This is a genomic window from Veillonella nakazawae, from assembly GCF_013393365.1.
Taxonomy (GTDB): Bacteria; Bacillota; Negativicutes; order Veillonellales; family Veillonellaceae; genus Veillonella; species Veillonella nakazawae.
The window spans coordinates 1,445,752-1,471,679 of record NZ_AP022321.1 but is presented as its reverse complement, the minus strand read 5'-3'; the positions used below and the strand labels follow the sequence as shown (position 1 = coordinate 1,471,679).

The following is a 25,928-nucleotide window of genomic DNA, read 5'->3' as shown; positions in this document are numbered from 1 at the left end:
AGGTATATTATGCTTTGGTCAATTATTGTAGGCGGATTCATTGGTTTTGTAGCTGGTCGTATTACTAAAAAGGCGCAAAGCATGGGGATTATTCTTCGTGTTATTGCTGGTTTAGTAGGGGCTTCTGTAGGTCAAGCTTTGCTTGGTACTTGGGGCCCAAGTCTTGCAGGCATGGCATTAATTCCGTCCATCGTTGGTGCAGTTATAGTGATTGCTGTAGTAAGCTTCTTTACTGGACGAGACTAACTATATAATAGAAGGACTATTATAGGATTTCCTATAATAGTCTTTTTTTATCGCTATAAATCTATTTTCTTATATACCTATGAGAAAATAGGTATATAATAGTTTATGTATTTTACAAGCAATATGTTTTAATATAACTTAACATTGTCGATTCATATAATGGCAATCGCTGGTTTAAGTGGAATTGTATTAGAAGATGTATATCTTTTAGTGCGAATCGTAGGAGGCCCTTATGAAGTTACGTAAAGTAGGTATTATTGGCACTGGACATGTAGGTTCTCATGTAGCATTTTCTCTTGCTCTACAAGGTGAAGTAGATGAACTATATATGATGGATATTGACGAGAAAAAAGCTAAAGCACAAGCAATGGATATAAATGATGCTGTTAGCTATATTCCTCATAAAGTAACAGCTACTGCAGGTCCTATTGAAGATTGTGGGGATTGTGATATTCTCGTATTTAGCGCTGGTCCTTTACCAAATTTATATCAAGATCGCTTAGAAAGTCTTGGTGATACAGTAGAGGTTTTAAAGGATGTTATTCCTCGAATTAAAAAGTCTGGATTTGATGGATTCATTATTTCTATCTCTAATCCAGCTGACGTTGTAGCTACGTATTTATGTAAACATTTAAATTGGAATCCAAAACGTATTATTTCTAGCGGTACGGCCTTAGATTCTGCACGGTTACAAAAGGAATTGGCGCGCATTTTCAATATTAGCAATCGTACAATTACAGCCTATTGTTTAGGTGAACATGGCGGTAGTGCTATGGTGCCATGGTCTCATGTTTATGTACAAGGAAAGCCGTTAGTACAATTACAACAAGAATTGCCTTATAGATTCCCTACACTTGATCATACTCAAGTGCTAGATGATGTAAAAATTGGTGGTTACCACGTATTGGCTGGTAAAGGCTCCACAGAGTTCGGCATTGCTAGTGCAACAACAGAATTAATTCGTGCTGTATTCCATGACGAAAAGAAAGTCTTGCCATGTTCTTGTTATCTAGATGGCCAATATGGTGAAGAAGGAATCTTTGCATCCACTCCAGCAGTTATTGGCAAAGATGGTATCGAAGATGTATTTGAATTGAAGCTTGCTGAAGATGAATTAGCTTTATTTAAAAAGTCTTGTGCAGTAATTCGTGAATATGCTCATAAAGCAGAGATTTTATAAGGCCATATAGCTGTTGCTAATAAGTCTATCTTTGATAAGACCTCTTTAACTATATGATAGATATAAGGTAAACTATAGATAATTTTATTTAGTCCCTAACGAGGTTCTGTGATATAATTAAAAAATGACAGTATACAGATGATGAATATTTTTGGGGGATATTATGACTCAAGACACTATGGAAGTACAACGTCCAAAAAAGCCGCGCAAACGGGTTAGACCTAATCGCAAAGCGCAGGATCAACGTATTATCCTCATGTGGATCAAGCGAATTGGTATAGGGATTATGGTGCTGCTATTATTAGGGCAAGCCTATCGCTTGGTGGCTGTATATCAAGAAAAACAACATATTGAGCAACAATTGCAAGAATTAAAACAGCGAAATGAAGAATTAGAACAGGAAAAGGCTAAGTTGCAAGATCCAAAGACCATTGAGGGGGTGGCTCGTGAGGAGCTCGGCCTTGTAAAACCTGGTGAAGTACCTTATGTAAAATAGGTTTGACTGTAGTAATTTAGATTCGCATTAGTTTGTAGTTTGAGGTTTCCGCATTAATTAGGAGGTTGCATGGCAATCGAAGTTGGTAACATTATTGATGGTACCGTATCTGGTATTACAAAATTTGGTGTATTTGTTGATTTAGGAGAGAAGCAAACCGGTCTAGTTCATATTTCTGAAGTAGCTCATGGGTATGTCGAAGATATTAATACCGTATTAAAGGTTGAAGATCCAGTAAAGGTTAAGGTTTTATCTATTGAAGGCAATAAAATAGGCCTTTCTATTCGTCAAACACAACCTAAAGAGACACCAAGTGAAGAGCGACGTCCTCGTCGTGTTCAATCTAAACAAAGCACAGAGGCTTTTGAAGCAAAGATGAAATCATTCTTGCGCGATAGCAATGAACGCTTACACGATTTAAAACGCAATACAGAAGGTAAACGCGGAGGCCGAGGCGGTCGTCGAGATTAATAGTGAGAGATGGCATTGAGCCATCTCTTTACTTATGTATAGGCCTTAACAGTATAATAGTGTTAGAGGCATACTAATTATGTAAGGAGCAATTATGAAGTTAGCTATTATTGATATTGGATCAAATTCAGTACGCTTATTATTGGCTACTTATGAAAATAATATATGGCACTATGAGCCGAAACAGTTGTGGACTACTCGTTTAGGCCAACGTAATTCAGATGGTACATTGCGTACTGAATCGATGGAAGCGTCCTATCAAGCTTTTACAGAAATAAAAAAACTAGCAGACCAATATGGGGCGGAATACTACTTTGGTTTTGCAACGAGCGCTGTTCGTGAAGCATCTAATGGCCTTGAATTTATGGACCGCATTAGCGAACATTGTCCGATGGAATGGCGTATTCTCACGGGCGATGAAGAGGCTATTTATGGCTTTAATGGTGCCTTAGGAGATCAGTTGAATGATGGTCGTCACTATACAACTATCGATATCGGTGGCGGTAGTACAGAGCTAGCATTAGGCAATAAGGACGGCGTTTACTGGAGTCGATCTTATCCTGTAGGGGCTGTACGCCTTCAATCTATGTCTGATGAAGGTCCTCAACGAGTATGGGAAGAAACTCGATTCCTTTGGGATCCCATGATGATTCAAGGTGAATTTGGTGAATTCATTGGTATCGGTGGTACGCTAACGACGCTAGCGGCCATTGATTTAGGCCTTGAAAACTATGATGGTACGAAGGTACAAGGTCATAAATTAAGTCGTGAAACAGTAGAGGGCATCATTCTAAACTTACGTTACATGAGTCGCGATGAGCGATTACACGTAAAAGGTTTACCTGCAGGACGTGCCGATATCATCGTAGCTGGTGCAGAAATTTTGACGTCCTTTATGGATGCTTATGAGGTTCCTCATGTATTTGTGAGCGACCAAGATGGTATGGAGGCGATGGCTCGTGAATGTGAAAGAACTTATTCGAACCATTAATCACACCTTAAAATCACATAATCTATTTCCTGAAAATAGTCGAATTCTAGTAGCTTGCTCTGGTGGCCCCGATTCAATGGCTCTATTGTATTTGTTACATGATATTGCTACGCATCGTCATACAACGTACAAAATAGGTGTAGCCATTGTGAATCACTGTATTCGCCCTGAAAGTAAAGATGAGGTCTTGTGGCTCCAACATCAGGTAGAAGAGTTAGGTCTGCCATTTTATTCCGCTACCTTTGATGTACCGCGCCTAAGTAAGGAACATAAAAAGTCTGAAGAAACTATAGGCCGCCAAGTACGTTATCAATGGTTAAATGAAATTGCTCAGTCTGAAGGATATGATTATATTTCAGTAGCTCACCATAAGGACGATCAAGCTGAGTCGATTCTAGCGCATCTCATTAGAGGTACTGGATTAAACGGGTTAACAGGTATGGCTGTATTCAGCAATGACTATGATGTTCCTGTAATTAGACCCTTATTAGATGTTACAAAAGAGGAATTATTAGCTTATTTAGCCGATAGGAAGCTCACGTATTGTATTGATTCTACAAATGATGATATTCGATACCAGCGAAATAAAATTCGTCATCGCGTTATACCTGAGTTAGAATCGATTAACCCTAATGTAGTAGATGCTATCGCTAGATTAGGAGGTTCTGTAAGTGAAGATTTAGCTGTGATCTCTGATTTGACAGTGCAAGCTTTTAAGCGATTAGTGACTATTGATAAGGGTGAAATGCGTTTATCTCGTAGGGCTTTACGAAAGGAACCATTAGCCATACAACGTCGTTTGTGGCAGCGTTTGGTAAGCTCTATTGACTCTGATATAACGCTTACTACAGCCCATCAAGAGCAATTACTAGATATTGTTAACACCGGAGAAGCGAAAACTTTCACTATAAAAAGTATAAAAGTAATTGCTCAATGTGATACAATAAAGGTATATTGCAAACATTAATATGAATCGTGGAGGTCATATAGATGCATCAAGACGCAAAAGAGATTTTATATACAGCGGAACAATTACAGGCTCGTGTAGCCGAGTTAGGTAAAGCAATTAGCGAAGACTATAAAAATGAATCTGTAGTGCTTGTAGGGGTGTTAAAGGGAGCCATCGTTTTCTTTACAGACTTAGCTCGCGCTATTGATGATAGTGTAGATGTAAGTTTTGATTTTATTTCTTGCTCTAGCTATGGTAGTGGCACAACTAGTACAGGTGTAGTACGAATTCTAAAAGATTTGGATCGCTCTGTAGAGGGGAAGCATGTGCTTGTTGTAGAGGATATCGTTGATACTGGTACAACATTACATTACTTGCTAGAAAATTTACATGCTCGTGGCGCTAAAAGCGTACGTCTTGCAGCGTTATTAAATAAACCTGAGCGCCGTAAAATGGACGTAGAAGTAGACTATGTAGGCTTTATCATTCCTGACTACTTTGTTATCGGTTATGGTTTAGACTACGCGGAAAAATATCGTCACTTGCCTTATATCGGTATTTTAAAGGAAGAAATGTATCAAAATTAAAAATATGATATAATATATGAGTGCATCTCTCGATGAGATGTACTCAATTCGTTTATACAACTAAATTATTATTGAAAGGGGTAATCTTTTGGGTCGATTTACAAAAAATATCGTCCTTTACTTACTTATCATTGCCGCTTTCGTTATCGCCATTGACGCTTTCTCTGGTCAAAGTGCGAATAAATCTGAACTAAGTTACACAGGATTTATTCAACAAGTACAACAGAAAAAGGTTGAGTCCGTAACGATTACCAATGATCATGGTATTAAAGGTAAACTAAAAAATGGAACAGAGTTCAATTCTTATGCGCCAAGTGATGAAACATTAATTAAAACATTACAAGATAATGGCGTAGAAATTACAGCAGCTCCACCTGAGCAACCAGCTTGGTGGATGAGCCTGTTAGGTTCTGCTATTCCTATTATCATCTTGGTTGTATTGTTCTTCTTTATCATGCAACAAACTCAAGGTGGCGGTGGCCGAGTGATGAACTTTGGTAAAAGCCGTGCTAAATTGATGGGTGAAGGTAACGTAAAGGTTAGCTTTAAAGATGTAGCAGGTGCTGAAGAAGCAAAACAAGAATTAGAAGAAGTAGTAGAATTCTTGAAGGATCCAGGTAAATTTACAACAATCGGTGCTAAAATTCCGAAAGGTGTATTGCTCGCAGGTCCTCCAGGTACAGGTAAAACATTGCTTGCTAAAGCCGTTGCTGGTGAAGCAGGGGTACCATTCTTTACGATTTCTGGTTCTGACTTTGTAGAAATGTTCGTAGGTGTTGGTGCTTCTCGTGTGCGTGATCTTTTCACACAAGCGAAAAAGAATGCTCCATGTATCATCTTTATCGACGAAATTGATGCGGTTGGTCGCCAACGTGGTGCTGGTCTTGGTGGTGGTCACGACGAACGTGAACAAACATTGAACCAATTGCTCGTTGAAATGGATGGTTTCGGTGCCAACGAAGGTATTATTACTATCGCTGCCACAAACCGCCCAGATATTCTTGACCCAGCGCTTTTGCGTCCAGGTCGTTTTGACCGTCAAGTTATCGTAGGTCGTCCAGACTTACGCGGTCGTGAAGCAATCTTAAAAGTACATGCTCGTAACAAGCCATTAGCTGACGATGTAGACTTGAAAACAATTGCTAAGAAAACTCCAGGCTTTACTGGTGCTGACTTGAACAACTTGTTAAATGAAGCGGCTTTATTGGCAGCTCGCCTTAACAAAAAAGTTATCACTATGGCTGAAGTTGAAGAAGCTAGTGAAAAGGTTAGCATGGGTCCTGAACGTCGCAGTCATATTGTGAGCGAGAAAGACCGTAAGTTAACAGCGTACCATGAATCTGGTCATGCCATCGTGGCACATTTGTTGCCTCATGCAGATCCTGTTCATAAGGTAACAATCATTCCTCGTGGCGCAGCAGGTGGTTACACTATGATGCTTCCTACAGAGGAACAAAACTACAAAACAAAATCTCAATTATTGGCAGATATTCGCGTAGCCCTTGGTGGTCGAATTGCAGAGGCTTTGATTTTAGATGAAATCAGTACAGGTGCTTCTGGTGACCTTCAAAGCGTAACGAATACAGCACGCGCTATGGTAACGCGTTGGGGCATGAGCGATGAGCTTGGTCCTATCGTATTTGGTGAACAACAAGAACAAGTATTCTTGGGTAAAAACCTTGGCCATGAACGCAACTACAGTGAAGAAATTGCTGCAAAAATTGATGCTGAAATTCATCGCATTGTTGAAGAAGCGTATAAAGACGTAACAAAACTTCTTAGCGATAACGAGAAATTCTTACATGATATGGCAAATGCTTTATTAGAGGAAGAAACAATCGATGCGAAAGCAGTAGATAATCTTTACAAATATGGTACAACAAAAGCGCCAGAAACTGAGGAGCCTAAAGAAGCTCTAGAAGCGGCAGGTATTGTCGTACCAGAGGTGGTTGAAGCTAAAGAGAACACTGCTACAGTGGATGCTCCTAGTGAAACACCTTCTAATGAAATCAAATAATGAGTTATCTAAATAAAAGAGCTGGCCTCGTTGAGGGCCAGCTCTTTTTATATATGTTCTTTTGATTATAATTACCTATTACTAGCTATAGGTAATTAGTATGCTATCTATATTGCGAAGCTAGTAATGTAGTTGGTGAGGCATATCTATTGGCCATCGTTAATATGACGTGTTGCCAAGTGCTGTTGAATTCTACGCTCTTTTAATACTTTCAAATATTTTTGAGCCAGTACATTTGGAATTGCTACACCAACCGCAATACTTACAATAGTGAGGATGCCTGTTACACCGTTTTGAACCATATGAAGTAAACCAGACTCTGATAGTGCGTTGATATGAAGTATATCAAAGAGGAATCTGTAATATAAAATGCCAGGCATTAAGGCTATAGCAGATGGGACGATGATGATTGTGCTAGATGTTTTAAGCCACGTAGAAACTTTTACATAAATTACGCTCATTACAGCAGCGCCTACAAAGGTAGAACCTGGAATGGAGAAGCCAAATTCAACAGCTAATAAATTGCGGATAAATACGCATAATACACCGCCAATGCCAATGGATACTAGTAATCGGACAGGAGCGTTAAAGAGTACCGCAAAGGAAGCAGCAGCTGTAAAAGACCCTATAATTTGCTCAATCGATAATACATGAGGCTTAATATCTACAAAGCTAAAGGCCGGCATAGGGTTAAAGTATAATGCCATGGCCATGCCTAAGGTCATGCTACCAACGATAAGGATCGTTCTAATAGCTCTTGTAATTCCCGATAAAATATGGTTGTTGATGGTATCGATAACGGAGTTTATAAGCGGTACACCAGGTATCATAAATAAGGTACAACAAACAAGAACGTAAACTAACGAATCTTGTTCAATATGTGAATAGAAACTATAGGCAGAAACCATGGCGGCAAAGCCGCCAATTGCAATGCCTACATATTCATTGCAACCAAAGCGTACCGATAAGGTACGACCAAAATAACCGATTAGAGAACAAATAACAGTTACAATAAAAGCTATCATATCGCTACTATACAAAAAGGCAAGGCCTGCTGATCCGAGGGCACAAGCAATACCCTTTATCCAATCAGGATATACTGGAATAGTGGAATCTAATTTTGAAATTAACTGTTCATAAGTTGTAAGTGAATAATGTCGTTCAAAGGCTCGCCAAGTTAGTTTAGATACTGCATTAATCATAGCCATATTGGGTACATGGACAGGTGTTTTTCTAAATACGGTAATAGATCGTTCTTTATGCAGTAAATTGACCATAATCGTAGTATAGGAAATATGTATATTTAAATAATCATGAGGAATACCCATAAATGTGGCGGCTTTAAGCATTTCTTCAATGATTCGATTTGTATCGGCACCACATTCCATGAGTAGTTTGCCTACGTTTAATAGGACGTCGAGCTTTCTATGAATATGGATAAAGGGATTCTCTAGAACCTCATTTTTTTCTTCTAATGTAAATTGTTTCATATATCTCCCTAGATAATGATAGACCATACTATTGTTATCTTTTGCATACGGTATAACTTAATACTACATATATTATACCATTAATTATTTTAAATAACCCTTGCATTTTATAGGGTACACTTGTACAATCGAATTGTAAACCTAGGTTGACAAAGAAAGGGGCTCTAAACTATGCGTGATGAAGTATTAGAATTCTTGAGACAAAACCAAGGTGGTTTCGTATCGGGACAAGATATGTCGGAAGCGTGTCATGTTTCGCGCACAGCTATTTGGAAACATATCAAAGCATTACGTCAAAAAGGCTACAAAATAGAATCTTATACCAAGAGAGGATATCGACTATTGGAGGAACCTGATTTGTTGAGTCCATTAGCAATGAAGCAAATCTTAAAAACAGATGTATTTGGTAAACGGTATGTCTATATGGACACTACCGAATCTACAAACCTAGAAGCTCGTTATTTAGCACAACAAGGTGCAGAAGAAGGTACTGTTGTTGTAACAGAGGAACAGGCTGCTGGCCGAGGTCGTTTATCGCGAGGATGGTATTCTCCATTTGGGAAAGGTCTATGGTTTAGTCTCATTTTGCGCCCTGACTTTGCACCTGTAGAAGCGCCAAAGTGTACTTTGATGGCAGCCGTAGCCTTAACAAAAGCGTTCCATAAAATGGGACTCACCGATGCAGGCATTAAATGGCCCAATGATATCCTTGTGAATGGTCGTAAATTAGTTGGCATCTTGACTGAAATGTCTGGCTCTATGGAGGAAATTTCCTATATTGTTATGGGCATAGGAGTCAATGTAAAGACTAAACAAGAAGAGCTCCCGGAAGAATTGAAGTTGATCGCTACATCCTTAACTATGGAAGGCATTGATATTGAACGGACAGAGGCATTTAAAATTATATTAGAGTCTTTAGAACATCAATATTATGAAGTTCTCGATAGTGGTTTTGAGGAAACGCTCAATGAATGGCGTCAATTATCAGTAACGCTTGGTGAGGAAATTGAAGTAAGAGCACCAGGAAATACCTATGAAGGAGTAGCTACAGATATTGATGAAGATGGTAACTTATTAGTAAGAATCCCAGATGGGACAGTTAAACGTATTGTGGCAGGGGACGTATCAATTCGTCCGCGCAAATAGGAGGCATTCATGTTATTAGTAATTGATGTGGGGAACACCAATATTGTTCTCGGTGTATACGACAAGACGGAGCTTGTAGGTCACTGGCGTATTTCCACGGATCGCGTGCGGACCACCGATGAATATGGCATGTTGATGATGAACCTATTCTTCCATGACCGTAAGGTTGATGTGAAGGATATTAAAGATATTATCATTTCCTCAGTTGTGCCACCATTGATGCCTACATTAGAGCGCGTTTGTTTACGTTATTTCAATGTAAATCCTCTTATTGTTGGGCCTGGCACTAAGACTGGTATCGCCATTAAGTATGATAATCCTCGTGAAGTAGGTGCTGACCGTATTGTAAATGCTGTGGCGGCGCATGAACAATATGAAGGGGATTTAATCATTATCGACTTTGGTACGGCTACTACCTATTGTGCTGTTAAAGGTAATGGCGATTATATGGGTGGTGTTATCTCACCAGGTGTTACCATTTCTGCAGAGGCTCTATTCCAACGGGCTGCTAAATTACCACGTATTGATGTAAGAGACCCAGGTCAAGTCATTTGCCGGAATACCGTATCCTCTATGCAGGCGGGTATGTTCTATGGTTATGTAGGTCAAGTGGAAGGCCTTGTATCACGTATGAAAGCTGAAATGGGTGATCATGTAACTGTCGTAGCTACAGGCGGTTTAGCACAACTCATTAGCAGTGCTACGGACTGCATTGATCATGTAGAACCTATGCTTACATTAGAAGGTTTACGCCTTATTTACGAAAGAAATAAATAATGCTACTATAATATAGTTACGAATATGTAACAAAGTAGTGTACATTCGGGTACAGCTTATGCTGTACCCTTTTTATTAGGGGATATATATGAATAATAAACAATGGCAAATTGGAGCTGTCAAAATTGACGGACAAGCCATATTAGCGCCAATGGCAGGGGTCAGCGATATTGCTTATCGCTTACTTGCTAAAGAGCATGGGGCCGCTTTGGTTTGCACCGAAATGGTCAGCGCCATGGGCATTAAATATAAAAATGAACGCACCCATGAATTGTTGCGTATTGAAGAGGTAGAACGCCCTGTATCTATGCAAATCTTTGGTTCCAATCCAGAAGCAATTGCATTAGGCGCAAAGGTAGTAGTTGATGCAGGTGCCGATATTGTAGATATTAATATGGGCTGTCCTGTGAAAAAGGTAGTAACCTCTGGTGATGGTTCTGCGCTTATGAAAAATCCAGATTTAGCAGCTCGTGTAGCAGAGGCTGCGGTTAAGGCCGTCGATGTGCCTGTAACCGTAAAAATGCGAATCGGTTGGGATAGTGATTCCATCAATGTTGTGGACTTTGCTAAGCGCATCGAATCTACAGGTGTGGCGGCTATTGCAGTACATGGCCGTACTAAGGAACAAATGTACAGTGGGCATGCTGATTGGTCTTATATTAAGGCTGTAAAAGAGGCTGTGTCTGTACCGGTTATTGGTAATGGCGATATAGTAGAGCCTGAAGATGCAAAGCAAATGCTTGATGAAACGGGTTGTGATGCGGTAATGGTAGGCCGTGGTGCACAGGGAAATCCATGGATCTTTAATCGTATTCATCACTATTTGGCGACTGGTGAAGTATTGGCGGCGCCGAGCGATATTGAACGTCTCGACATGTTGTTAAAGCATTTTGATCTCTTATGTCAATATAAGGGTGAAAGTATGGCCGTTAAGGAAATACGAACTCATGCAGGCTGGTATATGAAGGGCCTCCCTGAATCTGCATATTGGCGCAATCGTGTGAATACAATTCATACTGTAACAAGCTTTCACAATGAGCTAGAATCATACCGTAAAATATTGTCTGAAATGTAGACAGATTGACAAATGAATAGTATTTTTATATAATGGTTGAGATAATTTAGAAATAAAAGATAAGGTGTCATCTTACTATGGCACTTTTTTCTTATTTAATTTATATGTAGAAAGAGTGGGGTACCCATGGCAGACGTAAAAGAAACATTACTTACCGCCGAAGGTTTAAAGAAATTAGAAGAAGAATTAATGTATTATAAATCTGTACGTCGTATTGAAGTGTCTGAACGTATTAAGACAGCTATTGAATATGGCGATATCAGTGAAAACTCTGAATATGATGATGCAAAAAATGAACAAGCTTTCATCGAAGGTCATATTGTAGAGCTTGAAAATAAAATTAACACTGCGAAAATCATCGACGAATCCGTAAAAGGTGATGTTGTATCCGTAGGTAGCAAAGTAACGGTACTAGATACAATGTACAATGACGAATTAGAATATGTTATCGTTGGTTCCTCTGAAGCGGATCCATTCAACAATCGTATCTCTAACGAATCTCCTGTAGGTAAAGCTATTTTGGGCAAACGTAAAGGTGATGAAGTAGAAGTTTCCACACCAGATGGTCCTGTTACATTCAAAGTGTTAGCAATCCAATAATTTACATTTACTGACGAAGAGGCGATAACATGAGTGAAGAAATTAAAAATGTACAAGAAGAGCTGAATGAGCAAATGCAAATTCGCCGCGACAAATTGGCTGAATACGAAGCGGATGGCATCTATCCATTTGGTCAACGTTTTATTGTAAAAGATAATGCAAAAGAAATTAAAGATGACTTCTTCTTGAAATATGATGGTCAACCTGTAGTTATTGCAGGGCGCTTGATGACAATCCGTTCCCATGGTAAAACAGCATTTGCTAATGTTCGTGATAAATCTGGGGATATTCAAGTATATTTCCGTAAAGATGTATTGGGCGAAGAGGCTTATAAATACGTAAAAATGCTTGATATCGGTGATATCATCGGTGTAGAAGGTCATGTATTTAAAACTCATACAGGTGAAGTTACAATTAAAGTTAACAAATTAACTTTGTTATCTAAATCTTTACGTCCATTGCCAGAAAAATGGCATGGTTTAAAGGATACAGAACTTCGTTACCGTCAACGTTATGTTGATTTGATTGTAAATCCTGAAGTGCGTGATACATTTGTAAAACGTTCCCAAATCGTTGCTAAAATTCGCGAATACATGATGCGTGATGGTTTCATGGAAGTAGAAACACCAATGATGCATGCTATCCCTGGTGGTGCTGCAGCTCGTCCATTCATCACTCACCACAATGCGCTTGATATCGATATTTACATGCGTATTGCACCAGAATTGTACCTCAAACGCTTGATTGTTGGTGGTATGGACCGCGTATTCGAAATGAACCGTTGCTTCCGTAACGAAGGTATCGACAACCGTCATAACCCAGAATTCACTACTATCGAATCTTACCAAGCTTATGGCGATGTTGAGGATGCTATTCGCTTAACAGAAAATCTTGTGTCCTACTGTGCACAAGAGGTTCTAGGTACACAAGAAATCACATACCAAGGTACAGAAATCAATTTGACTCCACCTTGGAATCGTATCACAATGGCTGAAGGTGTAAAAAAATACACTGGTGAAGACTTTGATGCAGTTACTACTGTAGAAGAAGCTCGTGCCATTGCAGATCGTTTAAATGTAGAATATACAGAAAATGATGGTATTGGTAAAATCTTAAATCTTTGCTTCGAAGATTATGTAGAAGAAAACTTGATTCAACCAACTATCGTATATGGTCATCCAAAAGAAATTTCTCCACTTGCGAAAGCAAGTCGTGAAAATCCATTGGCTACAGAACGTTTTGAAGCGTTCATTTATGGTCGTGAATTGGCAAATGGCTTCTCCGAGTTAAATGACCCAATCGACCAAAAACAACGTTTCTTGGATCAATTGAAAGAACGCGAAGCTGGCGATGATGAAGCTCACCGTATGGATGAAGACTTCGTTACAGCTCTTGAATACGGTTTACCTCCAACAGCAGGTTTAGGTGTTGGTATTGACCGTCTTGTTATGTTCTTAACAGACTCTGCATCCATCCGCGATGTATTGTTGTTCCCATTGATGAAACCAGAAGCTCCTAAGCATATTGAAGCTGAAGAAGAAGCAGCTGAATAATCTAAAACCAAAAGGCTCTCTATTCTTTGAGTAGAGAGCCTTTTTATTCGTTATATGATACGAATATTATGTTTTATGATTATTGTATTCTATGAATATTCTATTTATTCTATATGTGGTGTTGTAGTATATGTTGACTATGATATTTAGTTACGAAAGGAGAAGACTGTGAAACATTTAAAGGTTGCTTTATCTGATTCCGTGCAATCCAAAATTAAATCCATAGCAGGACGTATATGTGTTGGCGTTTTTGAAACAGATTTTACAGATGTAGGTGCCGTTGTTATCGACGATGGAGAGCTAGATCTTGTGAATAATAATCAAATTAGCTCCTTTGGTATACCTGTTATTGTCTTAAGACTTGATGCATCTAAAGATATATCTCTTTATGGAAATCGTATTACGTCCATTATAGAGCTCTTATCTATGAGTATCGACGACTGTACATCAGAGATAGAGAAAGTTGTAGCAAACTATGAAGCATCTATTTTACCACCATTTTTCAGGGCTTTATCTGATTATGTAGGGGATGAAAATTCACAGTTTGACTGTCCAGGTCATCAAGGGGGCCAATTCTTCTATAAACATCCTACGGGTCGTGCCTTTTACAATTTCTTTGGAGAGAATATATTTAGAGCTGACCTTTGCAATGCAGATGTAAAATTAGGGGATCTCTTAATTCATGAAGGCTATGCGTATGATGCTCAAGCACATGCAGCTAAGGTCTACAATGCGGATAAAACCTATTTTGTATTGAATGGTACATCTTCTGCGAATAAGGTGGTGCTTAATGCTCTTTTAACACCAGGGGATATTATTTTATATGATCGTAATAATCATAAATCTATCTGCCATGGTGGCCTCGTTATGTCTGGTGCTACGCCTATATATCTTGAAACAGCACGCAATCCTTTTGGCTCCATTGGTGGTATTTTGGATCATTGCTTTGATGAAAGTTATATACGTCAATTAGTGGCTGAAAAATCACCTGAAAAAGCAAATGCAAAACGGCCCATTCGATTAGCAGTTATTCAACTAGGAACCTATGATGGTACGATTTATAATGCGCGGCAAGTAGTAGATAAAATAGGCCATCTTTGCGACTATATTTTCTTTGATTCTGCTTGGGTTGGGTATGAACAGTTTATTCCTATGATGAAAGACTGTAGTCCGTTGTTGTTAGAATTGGGTCCAAATGACCCTGGCATTTTAGTTACTCAATCAGTACATAAGCAACAAGCTGGCTTTTCACAAACCTCTCAAATCCATAAGAAAGATAAACATATCAAAGGACAAGACCGTTATGTAGATCATAAGCATTTTAATAACTCCTTTATGATGCATGCTTCCACATCACCTTTTTATCCACTCTTTGCATCTCTCGATGTAAATGCCAAAATACATGAAGGTGAATTGGGGAAACAATTGTGGCGTGAATGTATTGAAGTAGGAATTGATGCCTGTAAGTCGGTATTAAGCCACTGCAAATATCTGAGACCTTTAGTACCACCTATAGTACATGGTAAGAAGTGGGAAGAAGGCAATACACAAGAGATGGCTAATGATGTGAGTTATTTTGCCTTTGAACCAAATGCAAAATGGCACTCCTTTAAAGGCTATGGTGAAGGGCAGTACTTTATCGATCCTTGTAAATTCCAGTTGATTACGCCAGGAATCAATGTGGAAACTGGAGAATATGAAGAGTTTGGCATCCCTGCAAATATTCTTGCTAATTATTTACGAGAAAATCGAATTATTCCTGAAAAATGTGATTTAAATACGATCTTATTCCTCATGACACCAGCAGAATCTAAGTATAAGATGGATGCTCTAGTGGCGGAGCTTGTTCGGTTTGAAGAACTCATAGATCTCGATGTACCGATGGAAGAGGTGTTGCCATCGATTTACTATGGTCATATAGATAAATATAAAGGCTATCACATTCGTCAGTTATGCCAAGAAATGCATGACTTTTATAAGTCTAGAAATGTAAGCCTTCTGCAACAGCGATTATTTTCGCGTGAATACTTCCCTGACTATGTAATGAACCCACAAGAGGCAAATTTTGAGTTCCAACGAAATAAAGGAGAATTAGTACCGCTAAGCGAAGCAGAAGGACGTATTGCCCTTGAAGGGGCTCTTCCGTATCCGCCAGGTGTAATATGTGTGCAGCCAGGGGAGCGTTGGTCCAAGACTGCGTGTGACTATTTCTTAGCCTTAGAAGACGGTATTAATCAACTGCCTGGTTTTACGCCGGAAATACAAGGTGTATACATTACAGAACAATCAAATGGATATAAACAAGCCTATGGCTATGTATTGAAAAAAGAATATTAAAGAAAATCTAGCGTGTTATTCGAGCATAGTGTTTTAGGGCTCTCATCACGCAAGGAGGTTATATGAATTCAACACTTATTTTAAAAGGAAATATATTATATACACCGCGGCCTTCAGAATTTATATCTATTCCACATGGATATATCATTGCCGTTGATGGCGTGGTCGTATATTGTGGGGAAAGTATTCCACCAGCCTATGAAGAGTGCGAGGTTACTGATTATGGTGATAATCTCATCATTCCAGGCTTTGTAGATACGCATGCTCACGCTCCGCAGTATTGTAATCGTGGCCTTGGTATGGACAAAGAATTATTACCATGGTTAGAAACCTATACATTTCCTGAAGAAGCAAAGTTTAGTGATCCAGATTATGCACGGTTAGTATATGGCGCCTTTGTGCAGGATTTATGGCGCAATGGGACTACTAGAAGTATACTGTTTGGTACTATCCATAAAGAAAGTACATTGGTGTTGATGGAACTTTTACAAAAAGCTGGATTATCAGCCTATGTAGGTAAGGTAAATATGGACCGTAATAGTCCTGATTTTTTGATTGAAGAAACGAATCAATCATTAGTGGATACTAAAGAGTGGTTAGAAAAATCTGTTCCATTTGGTCCTTTAGTAAAACCTATAATTACCCCTCGGTTTGTACCATCCTGTACAAGTGAACTAATGAGTGGACTAGGGAAATTAGCAGAAGAATATAATGTACCAATTCAATCTCATTTGTCCGAAAATCACGGTGAAATTGATTGGGTTGCATCATTACATCCAGAGTCACCAAATTATACAGATGTGTACTATGAACATCGCTTAATGGGACAGGTACCTACAGTGATGGCTCATTGCATTCATTTAAGCGATGTAGAAATAGATCGTATGGCAGAAACTCAAACTATGGTATCGCATTGTCCATATTCTAATGTAAACCTATCAAGTGGTATTGCACCGATTCGTAAGCTAATGAAACGGAATATACCGATTGGCTTGGGTTCTGATATCTCAGGCGGTCATATTGTATCAATGGCGAAGGTTCTTACAGAAGCAATTGGATTATCTAAAATGAAATGGGTGGAAGTAGATTTAAATTATGCGCCTCTCACATTAAGTGAAGCTTTCTATATGGCTACAAAGGGAGGCGGTAAGTTCTTTGGTAAGGTTGGTAGCTTTGAAAAAGGTTGTGAACTAGATGCCCTTATCATTGATGATACATTACTATTTGATCCTAATGAACGCACTTTAGAAGAACGATTAGAGCGTTGGTTATATGTTGGTGATGACCGACATATTGTTGAACGCTATGTAGCGGGACAGGTATTACCGAATCCTCAAGGTTAATAGTTAACCTGTATTAAAGCGGGCAATAAAAAAAGAATTTACATAGTATCCATAGCAGGTAGTTTGTATAGCATGCAAGCTACCTGTTTTATTTTGACCTCATATTGCGCATCAATACCCTTGGTGTATAATAAAAAGACATACAAATTAAGAAAGTGGGGGACTTAATGGATATATTAGGGGCAAGACGCTCTATAGAACAGAAGTTACTTATGCAATCCGTAGGGTTAATGGCCCTTGTAGCAGTAAGTGGCACTATAATGGGTATTGTTACAGGATCTAGCGCGGTCTTATTAGATGGTGTATTTTCCTTTGTCGATGTTGTTATTAAAATCATGATGCTCATGACGGCCAAGTTAATAGCCCGTGAAACGAGTAAGCGCTTCCAATTTGGCTATTGGCAGTTTGAACCTTTGGTACTTGCCGTAGAAGGCTTTTTTATATTGCTAATCGTAATTTATGCCTTATCTAGTGGCATTACGGACCTTATATCGGGGGGACGGCATGTAGATTTTGGACCAGCTATTTACTATGCCATCTTCTTTACAGTGGCGGACACTATATATTACTTATATGTGCGTCGTATTAATAAGAGTCTGCAGTCTAACTTAATTAAATTTGATAATGTAAGTTGGTATGTTGATGCTTTGTTAGAAGCAGCTATCTTAATCAGTTTCGTCGTAGCTATCATGTTAGAAGAAACTGAATATGCTGATTGGGCAGCGTATATTGACCCCATTGTTCTCGTTGTATTAGCGGTGCAAATGATACCGTCTGCGTTCCGCATTATCATCCCATCTGTAAAACAAGTGTTGGGGTGGGCACCAACTTCATTGCATAATGAAGTGCAGGAAATTATGGATCGCTTTATGGAAAAGTACAATTTCAAGGATTATGTTTCCAGCGTACAAGTATATGGCAACACTCGAATTATTGAAATTGATATTTTAGTTCCTAAGAACTTCCCATATCAGACAATTGCTGAAATCGATGCAATTCGCAATGAAATTGACCAAGAAATCGGAGGGAACCCAACGGAGAAATGGGTAACCATTTCTTTCACAGGAACCCGAAAATGGATGGCGAAAGATTATTTACTAGAAGACGATGATGATGAATAGTATAAAAATTAATTAGAAATCTAGTAGGTAGCTTATAATTTAATGATAAATACACCAATATATGGTATACTTAAACGTATTGAATATATTGTTCGTAGCATAGTTGGAAGATGAGGTTTATAGTATGTTAGACTTGAAATTTGTCCGTGAAAATATTGATTTAGTGCAACAAAACTTAGATAATCGTCATACGAAAGGCGATTTAGAAACCTTTGTATCCGCTTATGATGAACGTCGTCAGTTGATCGGTAAAGTAGAGGAGTTAAAAGCTCTTCGTAACTCCGTAACTGAAGAAATTAGCCAATTAAAACGCAATAAAGAAAATGCGGATGATAAAATCGCAAAAATGAAAAAAGTAGGCGATGAAATTGCTGAGCTTGATAATCGTATTCGCGATGTAGAAGCAAAATTACGTGATGCGGCATTGATGTTGCCAAACATGTGTGATGCATCTGTTCCTGTTGGTGCTGATGAAGATGAAAATGTAGAGCAACGTAAATGGGGCGAACCACGTCAGTTTGATTTTGATGTACAAGCTCATTGGGATTTAGGTGAAAATCTCGACATTCTTGATTTCAATCGCGCTGGTAAAATGAGCGGTGCTCGTTTCACTGTATATAAAGGTTTGGGTGCTCGTTTAGAACGTGCTCTCATTAACTTCATGGTTGATCTTCATGTAGATAAACAAGGCTACACTGAAATGATGACGCCATATATGGTAACTCGTGAAACCTTGACAGGTACTGGTCAATTACCTAAATTTGCTGAAGATATGTACCATGTAGAGGATACAGAATACTTCTTGATTCCTACAGCTGAAGTTACATTGACTAACTATCACAGTGGTGAAATCTTGAACGAAGAAGATTTGCCAAAATACTATACTGCATTTACTGCATGTTTCCGTGCTGAAGCAGGTTCTGCAGGCCGTGACACACGCGGTCTTATCCGTCAACATCAATTCAACAAAGTTGAAATGGTTAAATTAGCTAAACCTGAAGATTCTTATGCAGAATTAGAAAAGTTAACTGACAATGCAGAAGAAGTATTGCGCTTATTAGAATTACCATTCCGTGTAATTACACTTTGTACAGGTGATATTGGCTTTGGTTCTGCTAAAACATATGATGTAGAAGTATGGATGCCAGCTCAAGGCAAGTACAGAGAAATCTCTTCTTGTTCTAATATGACTGATTTCCAAGCTCGTCGTGCAAATATTAAATTCCGTCGTGGACCTAAAGGTAAACCAGAATTCGTTCATACATTAAATGGCTCTGGTCTTGCTGTAGGACGTACAGTAGCAGCTATCTTGGAAAATTATCAACAAGCTGATGGTTCTGTTGTGATTCCTAAGGTGCTTGTACCTTACATGGGTGGCGTAGAGGTAATCAAGGCAGCGAAATAAGAGGGGGCATTTGATGAAGTTCTTTATTGATACCGCAGAATTTGATGAGATTAAAGAAGCGTATGCTTTTGGGTTTATTGATGGTGTTACTACAAATCCATCCCTTATCGTGAAAGCTAAACGCGACTTAAAACAAGTTATTTCCGAAATTGCAAATCTTGTAGAGGGGCCTGTAAGTGCAGAGGTTATTGCTTCTGATGCAGAAGGTATGATTGCTGAAGCTCATGATCTAGTAAAATTAGGCTCTAATGTAGTTATTAAAGTGCCTATGACTCCAGAAGGGCTTAAAGCTGTTGCGGTTTTGAGCAAAGAAGGTATTAAAACTAATGTAACCTTAATCTTCTCTGCCAATCAAGCCTTGTTAGCAGCTCGTGCAGGTGCTACATATGTGAGCCCATTTGTTGGCCGTATTGATGATATCAGCATGGATGGACTTACATTGATTCAAGATATTGCAGATATATTTGCTATTCATGGCATTGAAACTGAAATTATTGCGGCTAGTGTGAGAACACCATTGCATATCATTCAATGTGCAAAAGCTGGTGCTCATATTGCAACTGTGCCATTTAAAGTGCTTATGCAAGCTATGAAACATCCACTAACAGATGCAGGGCTTGAAAAGTTTATGGCAGATTGGAAACAAGCTAATCAATAAGTTAAGTATTCGACTCGATGTAAGGGTCATATTACAATACACACAGGACTTATAAGGAGGCCTATTATGGATCGTACATTATCTTTGGAATTTGCTCGTGTCGTTGAAGCGGCTGCTTTGCGCAGTGGTCGTTTACTTGGTCGCGGTCAGAAGGATGCAGCGGATGGTCTTGCGGTAGACGCAATGCGTCAAGCATTTGACTCCGTCCGTATTTCTGGTACTGTAGTTATTGGCGAAGGCGAAATTGATGAAGCTCCTATGCTTTACATTGGTGAACATGTAGGTGCAGGTGGCCCAGAAGTAGATATTGCAGTTGACCCTATTGAAGGCACAAACTTAATTGCAAAAGGCCAAAATGGTGCGATTGCAGTTATGGCTATTGCTGAAAAAGGTGGCTTGTTACATGCGCCAGATATGTACATGGAAAAACTTTGTGTTGGTCCTCGTGGTGCAGGTGCTATCGATATTACAAAATCTTTAACAGAAAATATTAAAAATGTAGCTGCAAAAATGAATCGCAATGTTGATGAAATTACACTTGTAATGCTTGATCGTGAGCGTCATCATGGCTTGATGAAAGAAGCTCGTGATCTTGGTGCACGTATTATGTTAATTTCTGATGGTGATGTTAACCCAGCTATGGAATGTTGTATTGAAGGCTCTGGGGTACACATGGTTGTTGGTACTGGTGGTGCACCAGAAGGCGTATTGGCTGCAGCCGCTTTGAAATGCGTAGGTGGCGATATGCAAGCGCGCTTGAAACCAGAAACAGAAGAAGAAATTCGTCGTTGTCATGAAATGGGCATTACCGATGTAAATCAAGTACTTACATTGGATGATCTAGTTCGTACAGATGATGTTATCTTTGCGGCTACTGCTATTACTCGCGGTAACTTATTGAATGCTATTCAATACTTCCCAGGTGGTGCGCGTACACATACTATCGTAATGCGTTCTAAAACAGGTACTGTTCGTTTCTTAGATACAGTGCATATGGATGAAAAGCTAAAATCCTTAAAAGCAAAATAATAATTAAGCCCCTCATTTGATATGTACCCCCTTTACTGGACAACCAGTAAAGGGGGTACATATCAAATGAGGGGCTTTTTTTCTCAGTATTTTCTCACAGTCTCTTGATGAGATATATCGAAAAATAGTATAATAACATTTAGTATATGACGTTATAAATACAACGTCTTGTAGTTCATACAAGATGATCGATATAAAGTGTAGGAGGAATTCTGTTGGAAAAGCTAATCATTCAAGGTGGCAACCGGTTGGAAGGCCGTGTACGTGTTAGTAGTGCTAAAAATGCGGTACTCCCTATTATTGCCGGTACTTTGCTAGCATCAACACCTAGTAAATTACTTGAAATTCCAAATTTGGAAGATGTAGGTACAATTTGCCAAGTTATCGAGTCTTTGGGGGTTAAAATTACTCGTAATAAAGCAGATGATGAAATTATCTTCGATGCGTCTACATTGACTGCTACGGAAGCTCCTTATGAGCTTGTACGCAAAATGCGTGCATCTTTCCTCGTAATGGGGCCACTTTTGGCGCGCAAAGGGGAGGCTAAAATCTCCATGCCAGGTGGTTGTGCAATTGGTGCACGTCCTATCGATCTTCACCTAAAAGCATTCGAAGCACTAGGTGCTAAAATTGAAATTACTGAAGATTATGTATATGCTCATGCTCCAGAAGGTCTTAAAGGCACTCAAATTTACTTGGATTTCCCAAGTGTAGGGGCTACAGAAAACGTAATTATGGCAGCTTCCATGGCGGAAGGTAAAACTGTTATCGAAAATGCTGCGGAAGAACCTGAAATCGTTGATTTAGCAACATTCTTGAATGCAATGGGCGCTAATATTCGCGGTGCTGGTACAAATGTAATTCGCATTGAAGGTGTGCCTCAATTACATGGTGCAATTCATACTGTTATTCCTGACCGTATCGAAGCTGGTACATATTTGATTGCCGCTGCTATGGCTGGTGGCGACGTATTTGTAGAAAATGCATTGCCAGAACATTTGAAACCAGTAGTAGCTAAGTTAAAAGAAGCTGGCGTTACTGTAGAGGAAGAAATTGATGGTATTCGCGTTATCAGTACTGGCAAAGGCATTAAAGCTGTTGATATTAAAACATTACCATACCCAGGTTTCCCAACAGATATGCAAGCTCAATTTATGGCGCTTACTACAATCGCTGAAGGTACAAGTACTGTAACAGAAACTGTATTTGAAAATCGCTTCATGCACGTTGCGGAACTTCGCAAAATGGGTGCCCATATCGATATCGACAATCGTCAAGCGATTGTAGAAGGTATGCCACGCTTACATGGTGCTGTAGTTAATGCTACAGACTTGCGTGCAGGTGCGGCTCTTGTTTGTGCTGCGTTGACTGCAGAAGGTAGAACTGAAGTTGGTCGTCTACATCATATCGATCGTGGTTATGATGATTTCGTAGGTAAATTGCAAAGGTTAGGTGCTGATATTGTTCGGGTTGACGAATAAAAGTACAGAGCCAAAACAGAATAAAAAGAAACGAAGCCGGCGCTCAAAAGGGCCGGCTTTATACAACGAGCAACAAAACTTAGGTGCTGCAAAGGTTGAAAATGCTAAAACTAGTTCTAATCGTAAACCATTACGAAGGACGAAACGCAAGTCTACGAAGCTTTCAGAGGGCGTAGCTAAGCAAGCTAGCCATTTGGCTTCCAATATGCGCGAAGCAATGGTTAAAGTCACCAAAATGCGTCGTGTTGAGCGTCGTAATCGTGAAACTGTTGCCATAGCGAAAACTACACCTGCTATGACATTAAAGCGTTTAGTTCGTCCTGAACAAGTAGGCGATTTAATGGGACGATTGAATCGTTCATTGAATTTTGACTTAGGTATAGATTTGGGAACTGCCAATATTCTTATCTTTGCTAAAGGGAAAGGGCTAGTCTTAGATGAGCCTGCCTATATTGCGCGTGATGATAAAACCGGAGATATTCTCGCGTTAGGTGAAGCTGCACGTTCTATGGTTGGGCGTACACCTAAAGGCATATCTGTTATTCGTCCTGTTCAAGCGGGCGTTATCGCAGATTACGATATGACCGAATTTATGTTAAAATACTTTATTCGTTCCGTTGTGCCTGCTTCTAGATTGATGAAAACGCGTATTATCGTATGTGTGCCATCTGGAATTACGCCTGTTGAAAAACGTGCTATTTTAGAGGCTTTACTTAGAACGGGCGCTAAAAAGACTGTTCTTATAGAGGAACCATTAGCAGCAGCTATGGGTACAGGTCTCAATGATGCTGACCAAGTTGGAGCTATGGTTGTCGATGTAGGTGGCGGTACTACTGATATTGCCGTTCTTTGTGATACTGGCGTTGTTGTGAGTGAATCCCTTCGCATTGGGGGAGATTCCTTCAATGAATCTATTATTCGCTATATACGTCGTAAGAAGCGACTTGTTATTGGACCTTTAACAGCAGAAAAGATAAAGATTTCTGTTGGTACCGTAGATCGACGTGCTAAAGAACGAACTATAGAGGTTAGAGGGCGTGATGCTAGCTCTGGACTACCTAAGATGGTCGCTGTTAATTCCTTAGAAATTCAACGTGCTTTAGAGGCGCAAGTGATGAATATTCTAGAAGGCATTAAATCGATTTTAGAAAAAACACCTCCAGAACTTGTAGCAGCCATTAATGATCATGGTATCATTCTGACAGGTGGCGGTGCTCTCATCGATGGTTTAGATCGTGTTATTACACGTTCTGTTGGTATTGCATCTTATTTAGTTGAGTCTCCACGATATGCTGTTATCAAAGGGGTTGCAAAAGCTCTTGATGAAATGTCACAATTGCGCGATACATTGGATGAATTACAATAAAATATTTCATTGAAATAATGTAAAATTTGAGGAAGTTACTATTTATAGATAGGCCATTGAAAATTGGAATGACGGTAGATAGTAACTTCTTTTTTAGTGCATCCTTTTTGTAATTTTCATCTTTATGATGTATACTATAGTAAAAGTATATTGTATAAAATTGATGTATGAATATAAATCTATTAATATAGGTTGTCGCTATAGAGGAATTGTAAATGAAACGATATTTATATATGACTTTTGCTGTGTTAGGCTTTCTAGGCAGTACAATACCTTATGCTGAAGCTGGAAATTTAACCGGCGTACGTGTATCTAATCACGAAGGTACAAGTCGAATCGTATTAGATGTGTCTGAAATGCCTGTATCTTGGACTAAATCTTATAATGAGTCTACACATGCTCTTACCCTTAACCTAGGTGGTACGATAAATGGATTGACTGGACCTGTAGCTCAAAATAACACGAAAACAGGTGTTTTAAAAGGTATTGGCTTGCAACCTGTTAATGGTGCTTTACAAGTAACATTGACAGCTAATAAGGATGTACAACACCATGAGTTTACATTGGAAAAACCATCGCGTATTGTAGTGGATTTATTTTCTAGCTATGCTCAACAAACAACAAAAGATGTAAATAAATCCGTTACGTATAGCAAGATTAATAACACTGTAGCAGAAGGTAAGATTCAAGCCTTTGCGTTATCCGTTGATAATGATTCACCTATGGTAGTAGCCCATGTTTCAGAAGGAAAAACCTTATCATCTGTGATTCAATCTCATACTGCCATCATTGGAGCAAAGGTAAAGGGTGGAAGTTTTGATCGTCCTTATTCAGTAGCTAGTGATGGAACGATTGATTTAGAGCGTATTTCTAATCGTGGCACCTTGCGATATACACCAAATCGGGGATATTTTATTGAGGAAAAGAGACCCTTATTACAAGCTAAAACACAAAAAGATACCTTCCTAATTACATCTGTTAATACAGGACGTAAAGAAAATGCCTTGACCCTATATACATCAGCTTATGGGCCTTCTACAAAAACTAATGACTTCGGCTATGAAGTGACTGTAGCCAATGGTAAGGTCGTTAGTGGTCAAAAAGGAAATTCTAAAATTGGAGAAAACCAATATGTATTATCTGGGCATGGAGAATCAAGAGATGCACTGCGTAAATTAAAAGTGGGCACACCGATTACGATTCAAAATAGACCGGAGTTAGCACAAGTTAGCACTACTGGTGGTGCAGCGCTACAAGCGGGTACTATGGTGTTGAAGAATGGTAACTATGTAGGTGCTGATGGGACCCATAATAAAGCTCGTAGTTTCATAGGAACCACAAAAGATCATAATTTAGTGGTCCTTACTGTTGATAAAGCAGGCCTTCAATCCGTAGGGGTCACACAACAAGAAGGGGCCAAACTGTTATCTAAGCTAGGCGTCGTAGATGGTGCTGAATTATCAAATCAAGGTAGTGTTGATTTAGTGGTTAATGATACGTATGTACATAAAGCTACTCCAAATCCTACGACCTATGAGGATATTGTAATTATAAAATGAATTCGTTGCATACAATTTTGTTTGAAATATTAGTAATAATTTAGTATACTA

Annotated in this window: 23 protein-coding genes; 22 read left to right on the top strand and 1 reads right to left on the bottom strand. The window is 39.1% G+C overall.

Annotated elements, in window-relative coordinates; translation table 11 throughout:
* The first annotated feature begins 9 nt into the window (after positions 1-9).
* The 8 genes from VEIT17_RS06665 (at position 10) to ftsH (ending at position 6,937) form a co-directional block, all read left to right on the top strand.
* Positions 10-246, top strand: coding sequence for a GlsB/YeaQ/YmgE family stress response membrane protein (locus VEIT17_RS06665; protein WP_005387228.1), 237 nt, complete (start codon positions 10-12; stop codon positions 244-246).
* Between the two features lie 232 nt (positions 247-478).
* Positions 479-1,426, top strand: a complete 948-nt coding sequence (locus tag VEIT17_RS06660) for an L-lactate dehydrogenase (protein ID WP_178885362.1) — start codon at positions 479-481, stop codon at positions 1,424-1,426.
* A 163-nt stretch (positions 1,427-1,589) separates the two neighbouring features.
* On the top strand, positions 1,590-1,922 hold the full coding sequence (locus VEIT17_RS06655; protein WP_005387230.1) for an FtsB family cell division protein: 333 nt from the start codon (positions 1,590-1,592) through the stop codon (positions 1,920-1,922).
* 69 nt (positions 1,923-1,991) lie between these two features.
* Complete coding sequence (locus tag VEIT17_RS06650) at positions 1,992-2,393, top strand: S1 RNA-binding domain-containing protein (RefSeq protein ID WP_105090280.1); 402 nt, start codon at positions 1,992-1,994, stop codon at positions 2,391-2,393.
* A gap of 94 nt (positions 2,394-2,487) precedes the next feature.
* Positions 2,488-3,384, top strand: coding sequence for a Ppx/GppA phosphatase family protein (locus tag VEIT17_RS06645; protein ID WP_178885360.1), 897 nt, complete (start codon positions 2,488-2,490; stop codon positions 3,382-3,384).
* On the top strand, positions 3,353-4,351 hold the full coding sequence (gene tilS, locus VEIT17_RS06640) for a tRNA lysidine(34) synthetase TilS (protein ID WP_178885358.1): 999 nt from the start codon (positions 3,353-3,355) through the stop codon (positions 4,349-4,351). The genes VEIT17_RS06645 and tilS overlap by 32 nt, the downstream gene beginning before the upstream one ends.
* Positions 4,352-4,374: 23 nt before the next feature.
* Complete coding sequence (gene hpt, locus VEIT17_RS06635; protein ID WP_005387234.1) at positions 4,375-4,920, top strand: hypoxanthine phosphoribosyltransferase; 546 nt, start codon at positions 4,375-4,377, stop codon at positions 4,918-4,920.
* An 88-nt stretch (positions 4,921-5,008) separates the two neighbouring features.
* Complete coding sequence (ftsH, locus tag VEIT17_RS06630; protein ID WP_119208255.1) at positions 5,009-6,937, top strand: ATP-dependent zinc metalloprotease FtsH; 1,929 nt, start codon at positions 5,009-5,011, stop codon at positions 6,935-6,937.
* Positions 6,938-7,083: 146 nt separating this feature from the next.
* On the opposite strand, the gene VEIT17_RS06625 is transcribed toward ftsH, so the two are convergent.
* Entirely contained in the window at positions 7,084-8,427 is a 1,344-nt protein-coding gene (locus VEIT17_RS06625; protein ID WP_155087097.1) for a threonine/serine exporter family protein, read from the bottom strand.
* A gap of 171 nt (positions 8,428-8,598) precedes the next feature.
* On the opposite strand from VEIT17_RS06625, the gene VEIT17_RS06620 reads away from it, so the two are divergent.
* The 14 genes from VEIT17_RS06620 to VEIT17_RS06555 all read left to right on the top strand — a co-directional run bounded on the left by VEIT17_RS06620 (position 8,599) and on the right by VEIT17_RS06555 (position 25,877).
* Positions 8,599-9,573, top strand: coding sequence for a biotin--[acetyl-CoA-carboxylase] ligase (locus VEIT17_RS06620; protein ID WP_155087098.1), 975 nt, complete (start codon positions 8,599-8,601; stop codon positions 9,571-9,573).
* Positions 9,574-9,582: 9 nt separating this feature from the next.
* A complete protein-coding gene (locus tag VEIT17_RS06615; protein WP_155087099.1) occupies positions 9,583-10,350 on the top strand; it encodes a type III pantothenate kinase in 768 nt (255 codons plus the stop codon).
* A gap of 88 nt (positions 10,351-10,438) precedes the next feature.
* Positions 10,439-11,425, top strand: coding sequence for a tRNA dihydrouridine synthase DusB (gene dusB, locus VEIT17_RS06610; RefSeq protein ID WP_155087100.1), 987 nt, complete (start codon positions 10,439-10,441; stop codon positions 11,423-11,425).
* Positions 11,426-11,551: 126 nt separating this feature from the next.
* A complete protein-coding gene (greA, locus tag VEIT17_RS06605) occupies positions 11,552-12,025 on the top strand; it encodes a transcription elongation factor GreA (RefSeq protein WP_005387241.1) in 474 nt (157 codons plus the stop codon).
* A gap of 29 nt (positions 12,026-12,054) precedes the next feature.
* Entirely contained in the window at positions 12,055-13,578 is a 1,524-nt protein-coding gene (gene lysS / locus VEIT17_RS06600) for a lysine--tRNA ligase (RefSeq protein WP_178885356.1), read from the top strand.
* Between the two features lie 168 nt (positions 13,579-13,746).
* Positions 13,747-15,915: an ornithine decarboxylase gene (gene speC, locus VEIT17_RS06595; RefSeq protein WP_178885354.1), complete on the top strand. Its 2,169-nt coding sequence runs from the start codon at positions 13,747-13,749 to the stop codon at positions 15,913-15,915.
* A 62-nt stretch (positions 15,916-15,977) separates the two neighbouring features.
* Positions 15,978-17,258: a guanine deaminase gene (gene guaD / locus VEIT17_RS06590; protein ID WP_060924962.1), complete on the top strand. Its 1,281-nt coding sequence runs from the start codon at positions 15,978-15,980 to the stop codon at positions 17,256-17,258.
* A gap of 167 nt (positions 17,259-17,425) precedes the next feature.
* Entirely contained in the window at positions 17,426-18,379 is a 954-nt protein-coding gene (locus VEIT17_RS06585; protein ID WP_060924961.1) for a cation diffusion facilitator family transporter, read from the top strand.
* A 124-nt stretch (positions 18,380-18,503) separates the two neighbouring features.
* Positions 18,504-19,784 (top strand): serine--tRNA ligase, encoded by a 1,281-nt coding sequence (gene serS, locus VEIT17_RS06580; RefSeq protein WP_178885352.1) that lies wholly within the window; start codon positions 18,504-18,506, stop codon positions 19,782-19,784.
* Positions 19,785-19,797: 13 nt separating this feature from the next.
* Positions 19,798-20,442: a fructose-6-phosphate aldolase gene (gene fsa / locus VEIT17_RS06575; protein WP_060924959.1), complete on the top strand. Its 645-nt coding sequence runs from the start codon at positions 19,798-19,800 to the stop codon at positions 20,440-20,442.
* Positions 20,443-20,508: 66 nt separating this feature from the next.
* The gene (glpX, locus tag VEIT17_RS06570; RefSeq protein ID WP_005387249.1) at positions 20,509-21,471 is read left to right on the top strand and encodes a class II fructose-bisphosphatase; all 963 of its coding nucleotides are present in this window, start codon (positions 20,509-20,511) and stop codon (positions 21,469-21,471) included.
* A 215-nt stretch (positions 21,472-21,686) separates the two neighbouring features.
* Entirely contained in the window at positions 21,687-22,952 is a 1,266-nt protein-coding gene (gene murA, locus VEIT17_RS06565; RefSeq protein ID WP_105086170.1) for a UDP-N-acetylglucosamine 1-carboxyvinyltransferase, read from the top strand.
* Positions 22,933-24,318 (top strand): rod shape-determining protein, encoded by a 1,386-nt coding sequence (gene mreB, locus VEIT17_RS06560; RefSeq protein WP_060924957.1) that lies wholly within the window; start codon positions 22,933-22,935, stop codon positions 24,316-24,318. Before murA ends, mreB begins: the two co-directional genes overlap by 20 nt.
* 215 nt (positions 24,319-24,533) lie before the next feature.
* Positions 24,534-25,877: a phosphodiester glycosidase family protein gene (locus VEIT17_RS06555; protein ID WP_178885349.1), complete on the top strand. Its 1,344-nt coding sequence runs from the start codon at positions 24,534-24,536 to the stop codon at positions 25,875-25,877.
* Positions 25,878-25,928: the final 51 nt, after the last annotated feature.